Annotated in this window: 20 protein-coding genes; 9 read left to right on the top strand and 11 right to left on the bottom strand. The window is 71.8% G+C overall.

Features of this window, described 5'->3' with window-relative positions; genetic code table 11:
* Positions 1-211: hypothetical protein (locus JNK30_RS22660; RefSeq protein ID WP_293486009.1), on the top strand; the 211-nt coding region annotated here is incomplete at its 5' end.
* Between the two features lie 178 nt (positions 212-389).
* Here the strand turns inward: JNK30_RS22660 and JNK30_RS22655 are convergent.
* The 3 genes from JNK30_RS22655 to JNK30_RS22645 all read right to left on the bottom strand — a co-directional run bounded on the left by JNK30_RS22655 (position 390) and on the right by JNK30_RS22645 (position 4,348).
* Positions 390-1,430, bottom strand: a complete 1,041-nt coding sequence (locus JNK30_RS22655; protein WP_293486007.1) for a hypothetical protein — start codon at positions 1,428-1,430, stop codon at positions 390-392.
* 4 nt (positions 1,431-1,434) lie between these two features.
* A complete protein-coding gene (locus JNK30_RS22650) occupies positions 1,435-2,670 on the bottom strand; it encodes a serine hydrolase (protein ID WP_293486005.1) in 1,236 nt (411 codons plus the stop codon).
* Positions 2,671-2,770: 100 nt separating this feature from the next.
* Complete coding sequence (locus tag JNK30_RS22645) at positions 2,771-4,348, bottom strand: sulfatase (protein WP_293486003.1); 1,578 nt, start codon at positions 4,346-4,348, stop codon at positions 2,771-2,773.
* Between the two features lie 129 nt (positions 4,349-4,477).
* Between JNK30_RS22645 and JNK30_RS22640 the strand changes: the two genes are divergently transcribed.
* On the top strand, positions 4,478-5,809 hold the full coding sequence (locus JNK30_RS22640) for a dicarboxylate/amino acid:cation symporter (protein ID WP_293486001.1): 1,332 nt from the start codon (positions 4,478-4,480) through the stop codon (positions 5,807-5,809).
* Between the two features lie 5 nt (positions 5,810-5,814).
* Here the strand turns inward: JNK30_RS22640 and JNK30_RS22635 are convergent, their stop codons facing one another.
* From JNK30_RS22635 to JNK30_RS22620, 4 genes are all read right to left on the bottom strand, one after another.
* The gene (locus tag JNK30_RS22635; RefSeq protein ID WP_293485999.1) at positions 5,815-6,249 is read right to left on the bottom strand and encodes a response regulator; all 435 of its coding nucleotides are present in this window, start codon (positions 6,247-6,249) and stop codon (positions 5,815-5,817) included.
* A gap of 512 nt (positions 6,250-6,761) precedes the next feature.
* Positions 6,762-8,216: an HWE histidine kinase domain-containing protein gene (locus tag JNK30_RS22630; protein WP_293485997.1), complete on the bottom strand. Its 1,455-nt coding sequence runs from the start codon at positions 8,214-8,216 to the stop codon at positions 6,762-6,764.
* Between the two features lie 90 nt (positions 8,217-8,306).
* Entirely contained in the window at positions 8,307-8,687 is a 381-nt protein-coding gene (locus JNK30_RS22625) for a hypothetical protein (RefSeq protein WP_293485995.1), read from the bottom strand.
* A 76-nt stretch (positions 8,688-8,763) separates the two neighbouring features.
* On the bottom strand, positions 8,764-10,416 hold the full coding sequence (locus JNK30_RS22620; protein ID WP_293485993.1) for a M20/M25/M40 family metallo-hydrolase: 1,653 nt from the start codon (positions 10,414-10,416) through the stop codon (positions 8,764-8,766).
* A gap of 15 nt (positions 10,417-10,431) precedes the next feature.
* Between JNK30_RS22620 and JNK30_RS22615 the strand changes: the two genes are divergently transcribed.
* The 4 genes from JNK30_RS22615 (at position 10,432) to JNK30_RS22600 (ending at position 12,805) form a co-directional block, all read left to right on the top strand.
* Positions 10,432-10,755 (top strand): hypothetical protein, encoded by a 324-nt coding sequence (locus JNK30_RS22615; protein WP_293485991.1) that lies wholly within the window; start codon positions 10,432-10,434, stop codon positions 10,753-10,755.
* A 133-nt stretch (positions 10,756-10,888) separates the two neighbouring features.
* Complete coding sequence (locus tag JNK30_RS22610; protein ID WP_293485989.1) at positions 10,889-11,557, top strand: hypothetical protein; 669 nt, start codon at positions 10,889-10,891, stop codon at positions 11,555-11,557.
* 4 nt (positions 11,558-11,561) lie between these two features.
* Positions 11,562-11,960, top strand: a complete 399-nt coding sequence (locus JNK30_RS22605; RefSeq protein ID WP_293485987.1) for a phage holin family protein — start codon at positions 11,562-11,564, stop codon at positions 11,958-11,960.
* Positions 11,957-12,805 (top strand): DUF3618 domain-containing protein, encoded by an 849-nt coding sequence (locus JNK30_RS22600; RefSeq protein ID WP_293485985.1) that lies wholly within the window; start codon positions 11,957-11,959, stop codon positions 12,803-12,805. Before JNK30_RS22605 ends, JNK30_RS22600 begins: the two co-directional genes overlap by 4 nt.
* A gap of 25 nt (positions 12,806-12,830) precedes the next feature.
* On the opposite strand, the gene JNK30_RS22595 is transcribed toward JNK30_RS22600, so the two are convergent.
* Both JNK30_RS22595 and JNK30_RS22590 read right to left on the bottom strand, forming a co-directional pair.
* Positions 12,831-13,877, bottom strand: coding sequence for a copper resistance protein B (locus tag JNK30_RS22595; protein WP_293485983.1), 1,047 nt, complete (start codon positions 13,875-13,877; stop codon positions 12,831-12,833).
* Entirely contained in the window at positions 13,874-15,589 is a 1,716-nt protein-coding gene (locus JNK30_RS22590; RefSeq protein ID WP_293485981.1) for a copper resistance system multicopper oxidase, read from the bottom strand. The genes JNK30_RS22595 and JNK30_RS22590 overlap by 4 nt, the downstream gene beginning before the upstream one ends.
* A gap of 64 nt (positions 15,590-15,653) precedes the next feature.
* On the opposite strand from JNK30_RS22590, the gene JNK30_RS22585 reads away from it, so the two are divergent.
* On the top strand, positions 15,654-16,367 hold the full coding sequence (locus JNK30_RS22585; protein ID WP_293485979.1) for a PepSY domain-containing protein: 714 nt from the start codon (positions 15,654-15,656) through the stop codon (positions 16,365-16,367).
* 19 nt (positions 16,368-16,386) lie between these two features.
* Here JNK30_RS22585 and JNK30_RS22580 read toward each other — a convergent pair whose 3' ends face one another.
* Positions 16,387-16,662: a metal-sensitive transcriptional regulator gene (locus JNK30_RS22580; protein ID WP_293485977.1), complete on the bottom strand. Its 276-nt coding sequence runs from the start codon at positions 16,660-16,662 to the stop codon at positions 16,387-16,389.
* Between the two features lie 77 nt (positions 16,663-16,739).
* On the opposite strand from JNK30_RS22580, the gene JNK30_RS22575 reads away from it, so the two are divergent.
* Complete coding sequence (locus JNK30_RS22575) at positions 16,740-19,100, top strand: heavy metal translocating P-type ATPase (RefSeq protein WP_293485975.1); 2,361 nt, start codon at positions 16,740-16,742, stop codon at positions 19,098-19,100.
* A gap of 13 nt (positions 19,101-19,113) precedes the next feature.
* Here the strand turns inward: JNK30_RS22575 and JNK30_RS22570 are convergent, their stop codons facing one another.
* Positions 19,114-19,527 (bottom strand): four-helix bundle copper-binding protein, encoded by a 414-nt coding sequence (locus JNK30_RS22570; protein ID WP_293485973.1) that lies wholly within the window; start codon positions 19,525-19,527, stop codon positions 19,114-19,116.
* 115 nt (positions 19,528-19,642) lie between these two features.
* On the opposite strand from JNK30_RS22570, the gene JNK30_RS22565 reads away from it, so the two are divergent.
* Positions 19,643-19,933, top strand: a complete 291-nt coding sequence (locus tag JNK30_RS22565; protein ID WP_293485971.1) for a hypothetical protein — start codon at positions 19,643-19,645, stop codon at positions 19,931-19,933.

The following is a 19,933-nucleotide window of genomic DNA, read 5'->3' as shown; positions in this document are numbered from 1 at the left end:
GCCGGAGCCCCTGATGGTCGGACTCGATCTCGGCGTCGACCGCATCCACCTCGAGCAGGAGGAGGCCGAGGCGATCGAGGCGGAGCTGCTGCGGGCGCGCCCCGAGGGCGGCCCGCCCGGCTACGCGGTCCTGTCGATCGGCCGGGACGGCAAGGCGCGGGTGAAGGGCCTGATCATCGGGTCGAAGCGCACAGACCTGACGTGGTTCTGACCTCCGCCTCCCCCGATGGGGGAGGGCTGTCGCATCTGGAAGGATGGGGGCGGTGAAACCGCCCCGCTTCTAACCGCAGAGATCGCAGAGGCGGCGCGGAGATTTCTGCGCTCTCTGCGTTCTTCTCGGCGTCCTCCGCGGCTCAGTGGAGCGCCTGCGGCGCCCGCAAAGATGGCCGCTACTCCGACAGTTCCACCGACTCGGGCTTCCGGCCCTCGGCCTCGGCCTTGCGGGCGCCGGCGAGGATGCCGGGGAGCGAGTAGTTCCCCTCGTGGCAGGCGTACTCGTAGACGGGCCCCTTCGAGGCGTTGAGCGGCATCTCGGCCTTCCAGACCGACTTGTAGACGGCGGGGTCGTCCACCTCGAAGCGGTAGAGGATCTGGTCCTTGGAGATGCGCGTGAAGCGCTCGGTCACCTTGGCGTCGGGGCTGAGGTAGAGGCTGGCGCCGAAGTAGGGCCGGAGGGACTCGCCCGGGTTGAAGCCCGTGGTCTCGACGACGAGGGTATCGCCCTCCCAGCGGCCGGTGGACTTGCCCATCCACTCCGGGTGGTCCTTGGGCAGCCGGCGCGTGTCGGTGAGGCGGATGATGCGCGCGTCGTGGTTCATCTCGACGACGATGACCACGGCGTCGACGGTCTGCTGGATCTGGTAGTGGTTGTTGTAGAGCACGTTCATCATCGGCGGCCCGGCGGTGGAGCCGAAGCCCAGGATGCAGCGCTCGCCCAGCGGCCGCGCCTCGGGGCCGTCGAAGGTGTTGCGGGCCTTCATCAGGGTGTCCTGGTAGCGCTTCCAGCCCTCGGGCCGGTAGGGCAGCTTGCCGTCGGCGGGCTCCACCAGCCAGGAGGTGCGCACCTCGCCGGCGATGCGGCCCATGCGGGTGCCGGGGTCGACCCAGAAGGAGTTGTAGCCGCCGGGATCCTCGCCGGCCGCCGGGGCGCCGGCGTTGGGGTCGGACGGGCGGTTCTGGGCGGCCATCATCCGCGCCCGCATGGCCTCGACCTGCTGCGCCTGGGCCTCGGGAATGGTCAGGGTCTTGAACTGCGGGCCGCGCTCGAGGCTGGTCAGGGAGGCGTTGGTCCAGACCCCCTCGAGGTCGGGCTGGCCGAAGGCGTTCCTGGGCGCCTTCCAGACGGCGTCGGCGCTGGCGGCGGCCGCGGGCGCGGCGGCGAGCAGGGCGGCGGCGAAGCCGATGGCGAGTCTTGGGAAGAGGGCGCGCATCGGCTCAGGCCTTTCTGTCGGTGAGGGCGGCGTAGACCGCGTTGGGCGAGATTTCGCGGACCGGCGGGGTGCCGCGGCCGGGGATCGACCCGTCGAGGTTCTGGATCATGCCGACGAAGACGATGTCGTGGGTGGGGTCGATCCAGAACCAGGTGCCGAAGGCGCCGCCCCACCAGTAGCTGTCCTGGCCGTGCGGCAGGCCGCTCTCGGCCGGCCGCTCGTGGACCGCGAAGTCCATGCCGAAGCCGAGGCCCTTCTGCACCGGGCCGTACAGATCGACGCCGACGCCGGGCCGCAGCACGCTCTTGCGCATCAGCTTCACGGTCTCGGGCTTCAGGATGCGCGCGCCATCGAGTTCGCCGCCGTTCAGCAGCGCCTGGCAGAAGCGGTAGTAGTCGGGCGCCGTGGAGAACAGGCCGCCCGAGCCGGACAGGAAGCGCGGCTTGCTGGTCTGGATGCGGGGCTCGCCGGCCGGGACGAGCCTGCCGTCGGCGTAGGTGTGGACACGGACCACGCGGGCGGTCTTGGACGGGTCCACCCAGAACTGGGTGTCGGGCATCTTCAGCGGATCGAAGATGTGCCGCTGGAAGTAGGTGGCGAGGTCGAGGCCCGAAAGCTTTTCAACCACATAGCCCTGGATATTCACGACGGGGCCATAGGCCCAGTCCGTGCCCGGCTGGCTCTCCAGCGGCAGCGCGGCCAGCTTGTCGATCATGCCCTGGAGGTCGGTCTCGGCCAGGTTCCTGTCGGCGTAGACCGAGCTGACGCCGAAACCGGCGGTGTGGCTCATCAGCTGGGCCATGGTCATCGGCTGCGCCTGGTCGACGAGGCCCGCGGCCGTCTTCACCTTCAGGCCGGCGAACTGCGGGATGTGCCTGGCGACCGGGTCGTCCAGCTTCCACCTGCCCTGCTCCCACAGCTGCATCATGGCCACGCCGGCGATGGGCTTGGTCATGGAGGCGATCCGGAAGATCGAGTCGGCGGCCATCGGCGTGGCCTGCGAGACGTCCTGCCGCCCGTAGGCGTCGAGGTTCACGACCTTGCCCTTGCGGGCCAGCAGGGTGACCACGCCGGCCAGTTTCTGCTGGTCGACGAGGGCGTGCATCTCGCGGTTCAGCGCCGCCACGCCGGCGGCGGAAAAGCCTGCGGAAGCAGGGGGTTGGACCGTGACCTTCGCCCAGGCCGGGGCCGCGAAGCCGGCCGCGGCCGCCCCCAGCAGAAGATTGCGCCGATCGAGCATCTGATCCTGTCCTCCCCACGCCGGTCCGTTCGCGGACTCTCGCGCCACAGCATTCCCTGTCTTCGAAGAATGGGCCAGCCGTTTTGCGGCCGTGTTTCGCTCAGCGCGTCCCGGGTCCGGCCGGCCGGGCGAACTCGGGCGGGAAGGGCGCCTGGGCCGCCCCGTCGGCGCGCCTCAGCATCGCGCGGAAGCCCGCGTCCCGGGGCAGGGGCATGTCGGTCCCGCCGCTGGCGGCCAGCATGTCGAAAAGCTTGCCGTTGAGCTGCTTCACGATCGCCTCGTGGCCCGGGCTGAAGATGAGGTTCTCGGCCTCCAGCGGGTCGGCCTGCAGGTCGTAGAGCTCGTCGATGTCCCAGAGGCCGTGGTAGCGGATGTACTTGTACCGCTGCTCGCGCACGGCGTGGACCGTGGGCGTCATGGGGAAGTTGCGCTCCCAGTAGTACTCGTAGAGCAGCGCCTGCCGCCACGGCGCGGGCTTGCCCTGGGCGAGCGGCAGGGCGTTGGCGCCCGCCAGGCCCTTCGGCGCCTGCAGGCCCGCGGCGGCGAGCAGGGTCGGCGCGACGTCGATGTTGGCCACCACCTGGTCGACCACCGTCGCGGTCGGGAACAGCTCGGGGCAGCGGGCCAGCATGGGGATGCGGATCGATTCCTCGTAGGCGGTGCGCTTGTCGATCAGGCCGTGCTCGCCGAAGGCGAAGCCGTTGTCGCCCATGTAGAGGATCAGCGTGGAGTCCAGGACGCCGCGGCGCTCCAGGTGGTCCATCAGCCGGCCGGCGCTCTCGTCGACGGCGAGCAGGGTCTCGGCGTAGCGGCGGTAGTACTCGGCGATGTCGAGCCGCGAGTGATAGGGGAAGTCGACGCCGTGCCAGCTGTTGCGCTGGTCCTGCACCCAGCGCGGCCGCGATCCCGGGTTGGCGGGCGCCGCCATGGTGGCCGGGTAGCGGAACGGCGCGCCGGCGTAGCGGCCCGTGTGCCGGGCGGCGGGCACGAAGTCGGAATGCACGGCCTTGTGCGACAGGAAGAGCAGGAAGGGCCGCTCGCCCGTCCGCCCCTCGAGCCAGCGCAGCGCATAGTCGGTGAGTTCGTCGGTGATGTAGCCCTGCTGGGGGACCTTGCGGCCGTCGACGTTCAGCCCGTTCGGGCTGGGCAGGTAGGTCCCCTGGCCCTTGAAGCTCACCCAGTGGTCGAAGCCGGGCTGCGGGTCGTCGCCCTCGGGGCCCATGTGCCACTTGCCGACGAAGGCGGTCTCATAGCCCGCGCGCTGCAGGTGCTCGGGGAAGAAGGTGAGCGCCGGGTCGATGGCGTGGTTGTTGTCCACGACCCGGTGCTGGTGGGCGTAGAGGCCGGTGAAGATGGAGGCCCGCGACGGCGAGCAGAGGGCCGTCGTGACCATGGCGTTGCGAAAGTGCACGCCCTCGGCGGCGAGGCGGTCGAGGTTGGGCGTCTCGAGGAACGACTGGGCCTTCAGGAAGCCGAGGGCGTCGTAGCGGTGGTCGTCGGTCAGGATCACCACGATGTTGCGCGGCTTCGCTCCGGCCAGCCGGGCCAGCGGGGCCGGCCGGCGGCGGGCCCCCGGGGCCGCGGCCGCCGCGGCGTCCCACGAGAACAGGCCCATGGGCGCGGCGAGGCCCAGGCCCGCCAGCAGCACCCGGCGGTCGGTCGAAGTCTCGTGGCTCATGTGCGCCTCCCGCGGTCATCGGGCGCCGGCGCCGACAGGGCGTCAAGGGCGCGGCGGCGCGGAAATGGTCGCGGACAGCGCGGCCGCGCGTCGTCTAGATTGCCCGCCGACGACTTTGGGGGGACTTCCGTGGCCGGACCGCTTGCCGAGGCTCCGCCGCCAGCGCGGCGGCCGCTGTGGACGCAGCTCTATGTGCAGGTGCTGGCGGCGATCGCGCTGGGCGCCCTGATCGGCCACGTCTGGCCCACGGTGGGCGAGAGCCTGAAGCCGCTGGGCGACGCCTTCATCAAGCTGGTGAAGATGATCATCGCCCCGGTGATCTTCCTGACCGTCACCACCGGCATCGCCCACATGCGCGACCTGGGCAAGGCCGGCGGCACGGCGGTGAAGGCGTTCGGCTATTTCATCGCCGTTTCCAGCTTCGCCCTGGTGGTGGGGCTGATCGTGGCCAACGTCCTCAAGCCGGGCTGGAGCATGGCGCCGGTGGACCCGGCCACGCTCGATCCTTCCAAGGTGACCGACTACGCCACCAAGGCCCACGACCTCACCATCGTCGGGTTCCTGATGGACATCATCCCCTCGTCGGTGGCGGGCGCGTTCGTCGACGGGAACATCCTGCAGGTGCTGTTCTTCTCGATCCCCTTCGGAATCGCGCTGGCCATGATCGGCGAGCGGGCCGAGCCGGTGCTGAAGGTCCTGGACGCCACCGCTCAGGCCTTCTTCAAGCTGGTGGCGATCTTCATGCGCGCGGCGCCGATCGGGGCGTTCGGCGCGTTCGCCTTCACCATCGGCAAGTACGGGATCGGCTCGGTGGTGAGCCTGGCGGCGCTGGTGGCGACCTTCTACCTGACGTCGCTCGCCTTCGTGCTCGTGGTGCTGGGGGCGATCGCGGCGCTGAACGGGTTCTCGATCCTGAAGCTGATCCGCTACCTCAAGGAAGAGCTGCTGCTGGTGCTCGGGACCTCGTCGTCCGAGGCCGCTCTGCCTTCGCTGATGGAGAAGATGGAGCGTGCGGGCGCGGCCAAGCCGGTGGTGGGGCTGGTGGTGCCCACCGGCTATTCGTTCAACCTCGACGGCACGAACATCTACATGACGCTGGCGGCCCTGTTCATCGCCCAGGCCCTGCGCATCGACCTCTCGCTGGCCGACCAGCTCCTGCTTCTCGCCGTCGCCATGCTGAGCTCAAAGGGCGCGGCCGGCGTCACGGGCGCGGGCTTCATCACCCTGGCCGCCACGCTCCAGGTGGTGCCGACGGTGCCGCTCGCGGGGATGACGCTGATCCTGGGGGTGGACCGGTTCATGAGCGAGTGCCGGGCCCTGACCAACTTCATCGGCAACGCGGTCGCGAGCCTGGTCGTGGCCGGCTGGGAGGGGCAGCTCGATCGCGGGAAGCTGGCGGCGGCGCTGGCGGGCGAGCCCGAACCGATCGCCGCGCAGCCGGTGGAGGCCGACGCGGACTGACCGCCTCAGCCCGCCTGACGCTGCAGGGACGCCATCGCCGGGGGCGCGCCGCAGCAGCGCTTGATGGCCGCCATCAGGTTCGACACCAGGATCGGCTTCGAGACGAAGTCCGAGAACCCGAGGGCGACGTACTCGGCCGGCCGGCGCGAATAGATGTCGGCGGTGAGCGCGATCACGGGCACGTCGCGCTGCGGGCTGGCGGGGGCACGCAGCTTCTCGACCACTTCGACGCCGGTCATCCCGGGCATGTGGATGTCGAGAAGCACGAGGTCGAAGGCTTCGACGGCCAGGCGGTCGAGGGCTTCCTGTCCCGAGCAGGCGATCACGCCCTGATGCCCGAAGGCGCCCAGGATTTCCTGCACGACGCGCAGGTTCATCGGGTCGTCATCGACGTGCAGGACCTTGAGCGGCCTGCCGCCGTCGCCAGTCGTCTCCGACACTGGACTGCTCCGGCTGGGAGGCGCTGGGGGGGGTGCGCCTGCTGGCCCGACCATGTCCCGGGGCGGTTTAAGGTAACTTTATCGAAGGTGCTGAATCGCCGTTAACCCGGCTGATTCGCGCGGGCCGCGCCCCTGGAGAAGCCGCCGCCGGAGACACGGTCCGGCAGGGTTTCCGCGGCCGATCGTTCGGATTCTAAGCGTTAAGGAACAGCCTCGCCTCAGAGGAGTCCGGCCGTCACGGCGATGACGCCGGCCGCCGACGCCGTGAGCGCGAGGATCTCGGTGACCCTGGCCCAGCGGATGATGTAGCGCGGGCGCATCGCGTCGCCTCCCGACGGGGGGGCTCGCCACCCGGGCCGCCCGCCGCCGTGGGGGAGGTGGGGGGGTGCGGGCTGGCCCTGGCGTGGGGAGCGCCGGGGCAAGGGCCCGAGTGGCGAGATCTCGGAAATCCAGTTGTTGAGAGTTTAGTAAATACTGGAGTCGCGGCTGTCAACCGGCCGCTTGGAGTCCCGTCAGATCTGGTCCGGGCGCGGCGCCGTCTCAAGAGGCGCGGAGATCCGGCAGACAACCCCCTCCGGGTCGAAATGCAGCTCGGCTTCCCCGTTGAGGTCGGCGCGAAGCCCTTGGGAAAGGAGGCGCCAGCCGAAGCCGCGCCGCCTTGGCGGCGTCACCGGTGGCCCCCCGACCTCGCGCCACTCGAGCTCGAACCGAGCCTGCTCGCCCTCGCAGTGCGCCCGCCAGCCGAGGATCACCCGGCCCGCGTCGCCCGACAGCGCGCCGTACTTCGCCGCGTTGGTGGCCAGTTCGTGCAGCGCCATGGAGAGCGCGATGGCCGCTCGCGCCCCCAGGCGGACCTCGGCGCCCGACGCCTGGATCCGCGCCTCGTCGAAGGGGGCCAGGGCGACCTGCACGATCTCGCGCACGGCCGCTCCCTCCCAGTGCTCGCGGGTGAGGATGTCGTGGGCCGCGGAAAGCGAGACGAGGCGCGAGGTGAAGGCCGCGGACATCTCCGCCGGGTCGCGCCCGCTGCGCAGGCTCTGGCGGGCGATCGACTGCACGGCGGCCAGGGTGTTCTTGACCCGGTGGTTGAGCTCGTTGATCAGCAGGCTGCGGCGCTCCTCGGCGCGCTTGCGCTCGTCGATGTCGATGGCGGCGTTCAGCGTCTGGGCGACCCGGCCCGCGGCGTCGCGCTCGAAGACGGCCCCACGGTCGAGGATCCAGCGGTAGCTGCCGTCCGCCCGGCGGATCCGAAGCTCCAGCTCCATGACCACGCCGTCCGGCTGCTTCGCGAGCGCGGCCACGCGGGCCATGACCCGCGGGAAGTCCTCCGGATGTATCAGGCCGCGGAGGAACGTCCGGTCGGCCGCCTGCATAGCCTCGGCCGAGACCCCGTAGACCGCCTCCATCATGCCGGCCGCCCATGGCACGCGGCCCTCCAGGAAGTCGAAGATGTAGTTGGCGGTCGGCGTGACGGCGTTGATGTGGGTGAGGCGCGCCTCGTTCTCCCTGACCGTGCGGTCCAGCGCCTGGGTCTCGGTGACGTCGTAGAGCGTCACCACCGCGCCGGTGATCCCTTTCGGGCCGGACGCCCGGGGCGAGACCAGCAGCCGCAGCGCGCGGACCTCGCCCTCGATGTCGCGCAGCGTGACGTCGCCCTCGGTGGCGTGCCCCTCGAAGGCGGCGGCCAGCGGCGCCTCCAGCGCCTCGCGCAGCGCTGGGAGGAGCGCCTCGTCGGCGGCGACGCCGAAGGCCGGCGCCGGCACGGCGAGCCAGCGCTGTGCGGCGCGGCTGGCGACGTCGATGCGGCCGTCGACGGACAGGGCCATCACGCCCCAGGGCGCGCTCTCGAGCGTGCGGTACAGGCTCGCACGGTCAATGGTCGGCTTGGCCGACAGCTCGGCTTCCAGCTCGGCCACGCGCGCGCGCAGCCGCCGGAGCTCAGCCTCAGGGGTCTCGGACGACGCCATTCCAGCCCCACGAGCGCCACGCCAGGGATCTACATCCTACGGTAGCGTCGTGGGGCGGGATTGGCGAGGGCCTGCATCGGCCCCCGGGGTTCAGCAGGGGTACTCGCGCTGGATCTTCACGTGACGACCGATGTAGGGGTCCCAGACCCGCTCGCGCGTGACGCAGATGCGCCGATCGCGCGGATAATATCCGCCGTAGTAGCTGTCGTAGTAGGGATCGTAGCGGTAGCCGCTGCTGTAGCTGCGGCTGTACGTGCGCGGGCTGCGGCGATCGTTGTCGGACAGGGCGGCGCCCAGGGCGAGGCCCGCGATGCCCGCGATGGCGGCCACGGCGACGTCGTTGCCGCCTCCGCCGCGATGGTGGTGCCGATAGTAGTGGCGGCGGTCGCCCGCATCGGCCGGGCCGGCCACGGCCAGGACGGGTCCGGCGGCCATGATGGCGGCCAGGGCCGAGACGACGTACTTGCGCATGAGAGCCTCCTGATCTTGGAGGAGAGTTAACGGGCGTTGACCCTGAACCCAGCCTGAACGCCGCCGACAGGTTCGCTCAGCGCCGCGCCCCGGCCGAGGCGGCGCGGACCGCCTTGAACTCGCTGCTGTCGTTCCAGTCGGGCCAGCGGCCGCCGTCGGCCAGCTCGCGGCCGGCCTCGAAGGCGAGCTGAACGTCGGCGGCCGCACCGCGGTAGTCCTGGGTCGCCTCCCACCGGTCGCAGGTCTGGTGGTAGCAGCGAGCCGTGTAGTCCTCGACCCAGCGGTCCCCGGCGGCCCGGCCGCCCGTCTCCAGGTCGGCGCCGCCGCTCATCCCCATGAAGAGCACCGTGGGCACGCCCCGCTTGGCCAGCGAGAAGTGGTCGGCGCGATAGAACAGGGCGCGCTCGGGCCGCGGGTCGGGCGTCACCGTGCGGCCGCGCCGGGCGGCGACGGCGGCGAGGTGCGGTTCCAGCTGGTTCTGTCCCGAGCCCACCAGCACCACGTCCTTCGCCGGGCCCGCGGTCTGCAGGACGTCGAAGGTGTAGCTGGCCGCCAACCGGGGCAGGGCCGCCTCGTGCGCCTGCGCCCAGTATTCGCTGCCCAGGAGCCCGCGCTCCTCGGCCGTCCAGGCGGCGAAAAGGATGGTCCGCGCGGGCGGCGGTCCCGCCTTGAAGGCGCGCGCCGTCTCGATGACGCCCGCCACGCCCACCGCGTCGTCCACGGCGCCGGGCCGGACCGTCGCCCCGTCGGCCGAGGCGGGACCCACGCCGTAGGCGTCCCAGTGCGCGGCGTAGAGGATCGTCTCGTCGGGCCGCGTCGCGCCCGCGATGCGCGCCAGCACGTTGCGGCTGACGAGCCGGGTGAAGCGGTTGCGGTAGTCGGCGGAGAACGTCGCGTTCTTCAGGGTCACCGGGCGGAACGCGGCGGTGCGGGCGCGGGCCTTTTCCGCCTCGAAGTCGAGCCCGGCCTCGCGGAAGAGGTCGACCGCCAGGTCGCGCTGGATCCAGCCCTGCAGCAGCAGCTTATCCTTGGCGGGGTTCCTGCGCACGACGTCGTAGCTTTCGCCGTTCGGCGCGACCACGGTCGACCAGCCGTACGCCGCGCCGGCGGTCTCGTGCACGATCAGCACGCCCAGGGCGCCGCGGCGGACCGCCTCTTCGTACTTGTAGACCCAACGCCCGTAGTACAGCGCCGCGCGCCCCCCGAAGCGGCCCGCCACCGGCTCGCCGGGCTGGGCCTCGAAGTCCGGGTCGTTGATCAGGACGAGGGCGATCTTGCCCTTGAGGTCGACGCCCTTGAAGTCGTCCCACTGCCGCTCGGGCGCGGTGACCCCGTAGCCGACGAACACGATCGGCGCCGCGCGGATCGCCACGCGCTCCACCGGCCGCTGGGTTTCGATACGAAGGTCGGACTGCTCGTGCAGCGCCTTGGACTGGCCGTTCACCGTCAGCGTGTAGGTTCCGCCCGGTTCGGTCTGGTAGCGCCAGAGCGGCACGTCCTGCGTCCAGCCGCCGCCATCGCCCGCGGGCTCCAGGCCCAGCGCCTTGAATTGGCCGACAATGAAGTCGATGGTCATCGCCTCGCCAGGACCGCCGGGCGCGCGGCCCTGGTAGGCGTCCGAGGCAAGCTCGCGGGTGATGCCCGAAAGCCGCTCGGCCGAGATTTCCTGCGCCTGCGCCGGCAGAATGGCCGCGAAAGCGAAAGCTAGGGCTGGAAAGAGTCGCGTCATATCTCTCGTATAGAAGTGAAAGCTGCAGACCGCGCGCACGTTCGACGCGGCGGCGGCGACAGGGTGGTGACCATGGGCGTGCTGGACGATTCGATGCGCAAGCTGGGCAAGACCCAGGACTGGGCGCGACACCTGAAGCCCGAGCGGCTGTCGGGGCAGTACGAGATCTACGAGGGCTACGAGGAAGACAGCCGCGGGCGGGTGCGCCGCCGGGCTGCGGCCGCGGCCCGGGCCATCGAGGGCGCGCTCGACCGCGAGGCGCTGGCGATGGGCGCGCTCGGTCTCGCCATCGGGCTGGCGCTGGGCGTCACCCTCGCCCGGCGCGGCCGGCGCGCTTAAGTCGGCTTCCCGACTTCCGCTGAAAAATCAGCGCTCGTGGGGTTTCGGCCGGAACCCCTGAGCGCCCTTCGCGCGTTCACGCTGGCACAGGGCGGCCGGGCAGGTCGCCCCATGCCTGCCAGCGGAGCGTGCAATGACCGACATCGATACGGGAACGGCGACGGGCGCCGGCGCCTCGGGCCGCAAGGCCCAGGCCAAGGAGCTGATCGGCCAGGCCAGCCAGACGTTGAAGTCCGAGGCGCAGAGCTTCGCGAGCGTGGCGCAGGAGCGGGTCCGCGCCGAAGCGCAGAAGGGCACGCAGGCCGGCGCCAAGACGCTCGGCGACTTCGCCAACGCCATTCGCCGCGCCGGCGACGAACTCGCCAGCGCCGACCAGAGCCCCACCTCGCGGCTGGTCCAGAAGGCCGCGGACGGGCTCGAGGGCCTGTCGCGCGACCTGGCCGACAAGGACCCCGGCGACCTGCTGAACGCCGTCCGCGACTTCGGCCGGCGCAATCCGGCGGCCTTCATCGGCGGCGCGGTGCTGCTGGGCGTGGCCCTCGGGCGCTTCGTCCGGGCCTCGGAGCCTTACGACGCCTCGGCCCTGGCCGGCGAGGACCTCGCGTTCGAGCCCCAGGCGTCGTTCGAGGACGCGACGGACCTCGGCGCCAGCGGCGGCTACGCGGCCCCCCTTGCCGACAACCTGGGCGACCTGTCCGGGTCTGACGCCACCGAGACCGCCTCGCCGGTGGGCGTGGCCGACGACATCCCCGACCTGACGGAAGCCGATCCTACGGCCTCGCCGCCCATCGGGAGCCGTTAGCGCCATGGATGGGGGTCAAGCCCCACGGAGCGTCGGGCTCGTCGACCTGGTGGGCCAGCTCGGGACGGACCTGGCCGCCCTCGTGCGGAAGGAATCCGAACTCATCCGGGCCGAGCTTTCGGAGAAGCTGCGGGGCGCGGCCAAGGCCGTCGGCGACATCGCCGCGGGCGGTCTCCTGCTGGTGGCGGCGCTCCTCGTGCTGCTCCAGGCGCTCGTGCTGGCCCTGTCGAAGGTGATGGATCCGGTCTGGGCCTCGCTCCTGGTGGGGCTCGGCGTCGCCGTGCTCGGGGGCCTCCTGGTGCGCGTCGGCATGAAGGCGCTCAGCCCCGACGAACTGAAACCCGACCGGGCTGCCCGGCAGCTCCGCAAGGACGCTGAACTGATCAAGGGAGACAAGCCATGAAGAGTTCGGCCGAGATCGAGCGCGAGGTCGAAGACGCCCGCGGCCGCATCGACCAGACCGTCGGTGCGCTGAAGGACAAGATGCAACCCCAGGAACTGTTCGACGAGGCGACGAGGATCATGAGCGGCGCAAGCAACAAGGTGCTGACCACCACGGTCGAGCAGCTGAAGGAAAACCCCCTGCCGATCGCGCTGATCGGGCTCGGCGTGGCGTGGCTCGCCATCTCGCAGACGCGGCGCACCCATCTCGCGGGCTCCTCGGCCATGGGCGCCGACGGCTACTACCCGACCTACGAAGGGTACGAAGGCGAAGAGGGCCTGCGGGCCAAGGTCCGGGAGAAGGCCGAGGCGGCCAAGGCCAAGCTGGCCCGGACGGCCGACGGCGCGAAGGCGCGGCTGAGCGCGGCCACGCACGCCGCGGGCGACGGCGCCGCCGGCGCCAAGGCCCGGGCAGCGGAACTCGCCGATGCGGCGCGGGCCAAGGCGAGCGAGTACGGCGACGCGGCCAAGCAGCGCTTCGACGACACGCTGGAAGCCGAGCCGCTGGTGATCGGCGCCCTGGGTGTCGCGCTGGGCGCTGCGCTGGGCGCCGCGCTGCCGTCGACCCCGGTCGAACGGCGCTACATCGGCCCCGCGCGGACCAAGGCGACCGAGGCCGCGAAGGCGCAGCTGGGCGAGCTCAAGGGCACGGCCGCGCGCGCCTACGATCAGGTGAAGGACGAATTGCATCGGCAGACCGGTCCCGACGGCGACGGCGCCACCCTTCGCGAGAAGGCCGCCTCGATCGCCGAGGCGGGGTCCCGGGCCGTGCGCGACGAGCTGTCCGGCCCCGCCGCGCAGCACTGATCCCGTCAGGGCCTGCCGCGCCTGTTCAGAACCAGGCGCGCAGGCCCACCACCAGACGGGTGTCCTCCACATCATCGCCGGCCGCGCGCGCGCGGCCGGCGGTTTCGCCCAGCTTGCGGCTCCAGTTGACGCCGACGTAGGGCGCGAACTCCGGCGCGACGGCATAGCGCAGCCGCAACCCCAGCTCGAGATCGGTGACGCCGGCGGCCAGCCCCAGGGCGGGCGCGTCCTGCGCGGCCAGGTTCGCCTCGGCCCGCGGCTCCAGGATCAGCCTCTGGGTCAGGCGCAGGTCGTACGAGCCCTCCAGCCGCACGGTGACGTCGCCCCGGTCTGACAGGAACGCGTGCGCGCCGACCTCGAACCAGTAGGGCGCCAGGCCTTCGACCCCCACCGTGGCGTAGGTCCGGCGGCGCGGCTCCACGTCGTGGCGGACGCCGGCGCGCAGGTCGAAGTAGGGCCCGATGGCGTGGGACCACAGCGCCTGGACCTCGGCGTTCTCCAGTCCATGGCCCTCGCTCTCGCCCTCGGTCGCGATGACCAGCCGGTCGATGTCGCCGCCGTACGAGACGGTCCCTTCCCAGGCATAGCCGTCGCCGCGGCCGGCGGGGCGATATTCGAAGGTCTCCAGGCGCGTCGTGGCCCAGTTCATCACGCCATGCTCGCGACGCAGCAGGCGGCGCGCGGCCGCCATGTCGGCCGGCGGGAAGAACCGGTCGGCAGCGTGATCGGTGGGAACCGGCGGCGCCGGCGCGGACGGGATCGGCGCAGGCTGCGCGCCGTGGCCGGCATGAGCGTCATGCGCCGAATGGCCGGCGTGCGGATCGGCCGGCGTCGCGGGCGCGGCGTGGCCGGCGTGCGGGTCGGCCACAGCGGGAGCGGGCGGGGCCGACCTGTGATGCGCGTGCGGGTCAGCCGCCGGTGAAGCGGGCGGGGCTTGCCGGTGATGCGCGTGCGGGTCTGCGGGCGCGGCCGGAGCGCGGTGCGCGGCGTGCGGATCGGACGGCTGGGCGGCGGCGGGGGCGGCGGCGGGGACGGCGATGGCGGCGAGCGCCAGGATCAGGGCGGGGTTCATGCGTGCGCCATCGGTCGCACGGTCACCACCCGGAACATCCCGGCGTGCATGTGCAGGAGCATGTGGCAGTGGAACGCCCAGTCGCCGGGCGCGTCGGCCGTCAGGTCGAAGGCGAGCTTCGCGCCGGGCATGACGTTGACTGTGTGCTTGCGCGGCTGCCGGTCCGCCTCGGCCCCGTTGACCACCTCGAAGAAGTGCCCGTGCAGGTGGATCGGGTGGTTCATCATGGTGTCGTTGACCAGGACGACGCGGACGCGCTCGTCCAGGCGGAAGGGGATGGGCTCGGCGCCTTCGGAGTACTTCACTCCGTCGAACGACCACATGAAGCGTTCCATGTTGCCCGTGAGGTGGACCTCGATCTGCCGGGTCGGCGGCGAGGCCTTCGGGTTGGGGGCGAGGGCCACCAGGTCCTTGTAGGTCAGCACGCGGCCGGGCGCGTCCTCCAGGCCGGTGGGGCGCTCGCCGATCCGGTCGACCGGCATCGGCGAGATCATCTGGACGCTGGGCGTCAGCTTCACCTGGGGCGCGTTCTTCGGGTCGCGCATCGACATGCTGTGGCCGCCGCCGCCGTGGCCGGCATGGCCCGACATGTCCATGCCCATGTCGCGCATGGTCAGCACCTTGCGCGGACGCAGGGGCGGAACCTCGGCCGACATGCCGGGGCGGGGGGCCAGCGTGGCGCGGGCCATTCCCGATCCGTCGGCCGCCTCGGCGACGAGGGTGTAGGCGCGGTCGTCGGGGATCGTGACCACCACGTCATAGGTCTCGGCGTTGGCGATCTGCAGCTCGTCGACCACCACCGGGCGCACGTTCTCGCCGTCGGCCTGGACGACGGTCATCGGCAGCCCCGGGATGCGCAGGTTGAAGAGCGTCATCGCCCCCGCATTGATGAGGCGCAGGCGCACCCGCTCGCCGGGCCTGAACAGGCCGGTCCAGTTGTCGCGCGGGCCGTGGCCGTTCACCAGGTAGCGGTAGGTCGAGCCGGTCACGTCGAGGATGTCGGTGGGGTCCATCCGCATGGAGGCCCAATCGACGCGGTCCTTCAGCGGCTGGTCGCGGCCCGCGAGCAGCCCGGCCACGGTCTGCTTCTGGCGGTTGAAGTAGCCGGGCTCCTGCTTGAGCTTCTTCATCAGCGTGTGCGGGTGCAGGAAGCTGTAGTCCGAGAGCACCAGGATGTGCTCGCGATCGTAGGCGACCGGGTCGGCGCCCGCGGGATCGAAGATGATCGGCGCGTAGTGGCCGACCAGCTCCTGCAGGCCCGAGTGGCTGTGGTACCAGAACGTCCCCGCGTGCCGGATGGGGAACTCGTAGACGAAGGTCTCGCCGGGATCGACGCCCGGGAAGCTGACACCCGGCACGCCGTCCATCTGGAACGGCAGCAGCACGCCATGCCAGTGGATCGAGGTCTGTTCGTCCTTCAGCCGGTTCTCGAGGGCGATGCGGACCGTCTCGCCCTCCTTCAGCCGGATCAGCGGGCCGGGGACCGAACCGTTGATGGCGATCCCGTGCCCTGCGCGGCCGTCGACGGTCAGGGGGATGTGGTCGACCGTGAGCCTGATCTCGGGGCCGGTCAGCGCACGTGCGGCGGCGAGCCCGGGCGTCTGGCTGCGGGCCCAGGCGGGCAGAAGCGCCGCGAGCGCGCCGCCCCCGCCGAGGGCGGCCGCGCCGCGCAGGAGCTGGCGTCTGTCGAAATCAGTTGCGCGGGGGCGCATCACGGGGGGTCCTTAGGCTCTGTTCGTGGCGGGATTCGTTCGCCGACGGCGGGGGAGGCGCGTCATGCTTCGGGTGTCGACCCAGATCCACAAGTGGCTGGGCCTGGTGGTGGGACTGCAGGTGCTGGCCTGGGTGGCGGGCGGCCTGGTCATGACCGCCATTCCCATCGAACGGGTGCGCGGCGAGCACCATCTGGCGCGCTTCCAGGCCGACGCGCTGCCGGCCGAGGGCCTGGTGAGCTACGCCGCCGCGGCCGCGCGCCTGGGCGTCACGCCCGTGGAGGCGACGCTCAAGTCGACGCTTCGCGGCCCGCTCTGGGTGCTGAAGGACGCCGACGGCCGCACGCACGTGGCCGACGCCGCCACCGGGAACCACGTGACTGCGCTGCCCCAGGCCGAGGCGCGCTTCCTGGCGGGCGCGCAGTACCAGGGGCAGGGCAAGCCGGTCGCCGTGCGCTGGTTCGCCGAGCCGCCGCAGGAGGCGGGGCGGCGGGGGCCGCTCTGGGCCGTCGACTTCGACGACGCCGAAAAGACCCGCTTCTACGTCTCGCCCGAGACGGGCGAGGTGGTGAGCCGGCGGTCCGACGTCTGGCGGTTCTACGACTTCTTCTGGCGGCTCCACATCCTGGACTTCAGGACGGGCGAGGACTTCAACCACCCGCTGATCATCGCCGCGGCGGCGCTGTCGCTGCCCATGGCGGTGACGGGCCTGATCATCCTGGTCATCCGGCTGGCGCGCGATCTCAAGGGACTGCGCCGCCGGCGTGCGGCGGGCTAGGCAGGACACGACAGGCATATCAGCGGGCCGTCCGCTCCAGGAGCTGGATCAGTTCGGACGCCTTGCGGCGCTGCTCGTCCTTGTCGCCGGCGACGATCGCGCCCTCGATGCAGTGGCCCAGGTGGTCGCGCAGCATCTCGGTCTCGACCTTCGCCAGGGCGGCGCGCACCGCCTGGATCTGTGTGAGCACGTCGATGCAGTAGCGGTCTTCCTCGACCATGCGCGCGACGCCGCGCACCTGCCCCTCGATGCGGTTCAGGCGGTTCAGGAGGCGGGGCTTGTTCTCACGTTCCATAGGGCGACAGATATACCCTGCCCGGGTAATTGCGCAATGCCCCATGGGGGTATATCTGACATGGCCTGGAGGCAGCCATGGCCCATCACGATCACCACCACGCCCACGCCCACGATCACGATCACGGCGGGACGCCGGCAGATGCGGGCAAGACCGCCACCGATCCGGTGTGCGGCATGAAGGTGAATCCGCTCACGAGCCCGCACCGTGCCGAGCACGCGGGCGTCCCGTTCCACTTCTGCAGCGCCGGCTGCCGCACCAAGTTCGTCGCCGATCCGGCGAAGTACCTGGAGACCGAGCGCGCGCCGCCGCCGCCCGCTGCGCCCGGCGCGATCTACACCTGCCCCATGCACCCCGAGGTCCGTCAGGAGGGCCCGGGCAGCTGCCCGATCTGCGGCATGGCGCTGGAGCCCGAGACGGTCACCGCCGACGCAGGGCCCAATCCCGAACTGGCCGACATGACGCGGCGGTTCTGGGTCGGCCTGGCGTTCACCCTGCCGGTGTTCGCGCTGGAGATGGGCGGCCACCTCGTGAATCTGCACGCCCTGATCGCGCCCCAGGTCTCGAACTGGCTGCAGCTCGCCCTGTCGGCGCCGGTCGTGCTCTGGGCGGGCTGGCCGTTCTTCGAGCGCGGATGGGCCTCGCTGCGCACCCGCAACCTCAACATGTTCACCCTCATCGCCATGGGCGTGGGCGTGGCCTTCGCCTACAGCCTCGTGGCGACGCTGGCGCCCGGGGTCTTCCCGCCGGCCTTCCGGCGACACGACGGCAGCGTCCCGATCTACTTCGAGGCGGCCGCGGTGATCACCGTCCTGGTGCTGCTGGGCCAGGTCCTGGAGCTGCGGGCCCGCGAGCAGACGTCCGGGGCGCTCCGGGCCCTGCTCGACCTCGCGCCCAAGACCGCGCGCCGGGTGCGCGAGGACGGCGACGACGAGGAGGTGACCCTGGACACCGTCCAGCCGGGCGACCGGCTGCGGGTCCGCCCGGGCGAGAAGGTCCCCGTCGACGGCGAGGTCCTGGAAGGCCGCGTCTCGATCGACGAGTCGATGGTCACGGGCGAGTCCATGCCCGTCACCAAGGAGGCCGGGGCGAAGGTGGTCGGCGGTTCGATCAACAGGACCGGCTCTTTCGTCATGCGGGCCGAGAAGGTGGGCGCCGAGACCCTGCTTGCCCGCATCGTGCAGATGGTCGCCGCCGCCCAGCGCAGCCGCGCGCCGATCCAGCGGATGGCGGACAGGGTGTCGGGCTGGTTCGTGCCGGCGGTGATCGCCGCGTCCGTGCTGGCGTTCGCGGGCTGGTGGGTGTTCGGGCCCGAGCCTCCCTTCGCCTTCGCGCTGGTCGCGGCGGTGTCGGTGCTGATCATCGCCTGTCCGTGCGCGCTGGGCCTCGCGACGCCGATCTCGATCATGGTCGGCGTGGGCCGCGGCGCGCAGGCCGGGGTGCTGATCAAGGACGCCGAGGCGCTCGAGCGCTTCGGGGCGCTGGACACCCTGGTCGTCGACAAGACCGGAACCCTGACCGAGGGGCGGCCGGCCGTCACCGCGATCCGGCCGGTCGCGGGCCTCGACGAGGCCGAGGCGTTGCGGCTCGCGGCGAGTCTCGAGCGGGGGAGCGAGCATCCTCTGGCCCACGCCATCGTGCAGGCCGCTCGCGCGCGCGGACTGACGCTCGCGGAGCCCACCGGCTTCGACTCGCCCGTCGGCAAGGGCGTGACCGGGGTCGTCGGCGGGCGTCGGGTGGCGCTGGGGTCGGGCCGCTTCCTGGCCGAGCTCGGCGTCGACACCTCGACGCTCGAGACCGAGGCCGAGGCGTTTCGGGCCGAGGGGGCCAGCGCGATCTTCATGGCGCTCGACGGCGAGGCCGCGGCGATCTTCGCCATCGCCGATCCCGTGAAGGCCACGACGCCGGAGGCGGTCCGTGCGCTGAAGGCCGAGGGCGTCCGGCTGGTCATGATGACCGGGGACAACCGCACCACCGCAGAGGCGGTGGCCCGCCGGCTGGGCATCGACGAGGTCGCGGCCGAGGTGCTGCCGCAGGACAAGGCCGCCGTCGTGGAGCGGCTTCGGCGCGAAGGCCGCCGCGTCGCCATGGCGGGCGACGGCGTCAACGACGCCCCGGCCCTGGCGGCCGCCGACGTGGGCGTGGCCATGGGCGCGGGGTCGGACGTGGCGATCGAGAGCGCGGGGGTGACCCTGCTGAGCGGCGACCTCATCGGCCTCGTGCGGGCGCGGCGGCTGTCGCGGGCGGTGATGCGCAACATCCGCCAGAACCTGGTGTTCGCCTTTGCCTACAACGCCGCGGGCGTGCCCGTGGCGGCGGGCCTGCTCTACCCGGTGTTCGGCTGGCTGCTGTCGCCGCAGATCGCCGCGGCCGCGATGGCGCTTTCCAGCGTCAGCGTCGTCGGCAACGCGTTGCGGCTGCGCGGCGTGAGGCTGTAGCGCGCCGCGCGGGTCAGTGGACGCCGGGCGTGATGCTGTCGGCGGCCTCGCTGCAGGCCTGCTCGCATTCGCGGCAGGTCTCGGCGCAGATCCGGCAGTGCTCCATGTGCTGGGCGTGACGGCTGCATTCGTCGCCGCAGAGCCGGCAAGCCTCGGCGCAGGTCGCCAGCAGGCGCTGGATGACACGCTCGTTGGAGCCGGTGCGGCGCGCCCCGACCAGCGCCGTGCTGGTGCACAGGTCGGCGCAGTCGAGGTTGAAGCGGATGCACTGGGTCAGCTCCGCCACATTTGGCTCGGCGAGGCACGCGTCGGCGCAGGAGGCGCAGACCTGGGCGCAGTCGGCCGCGAGTTCGATGGCGCGGATGAGGGCGTCGTTCGTGGCCCCGCGGACTTGGGGATGCGTGGCGATCATGGCGTGGGTGCGCATGGCGATCTCCTTGGGGGACGGTCCACAACCGTGCCGGCCCCCTTCGGTTGCAGCAGCGCCGGAACTACCGGGGCCCGTCGCGCTTTTCCGCACGGCCACCCAAGGAGACATCCGAATGCACCGGAACCTGCCGTTCGCCGCGGTCGCCGCCGCCACCCTCGCGCTCACCCTGGGGGCCTGTTCGAAGGAACGCGAGGCCGAGGTCAACACGGGGACCGCCGAGGTCGAGGTGAAGACCACGCTGCCGGAAAGCCAGGTGAGCGACCAGCAGCTCGAGGCGGCCGCCCAGGGCGCGGCGGCCATCGCCGAGACGCCGCAGGGCTCGAACACCGCCGTCGTCGTGACGCCGCCGGCCGACGCGCCCGCGCCCACGGGCGGGACGGTGACGGGCGGCGAGCGGAAGTAG

This window comes from Phenylobacterium sp., from assembly GCF_016793225.1.
Lineage (GTDB): Bacteria > Pseudomonadota > Alphaproteobacteria > Caulobacterales > Caulobacteraceae > Phenylobacterium.
Note: the sequence above shows the minus strand (reverse complement) of the source record. Positions and strands in the feature narration are given on the sequence as shown.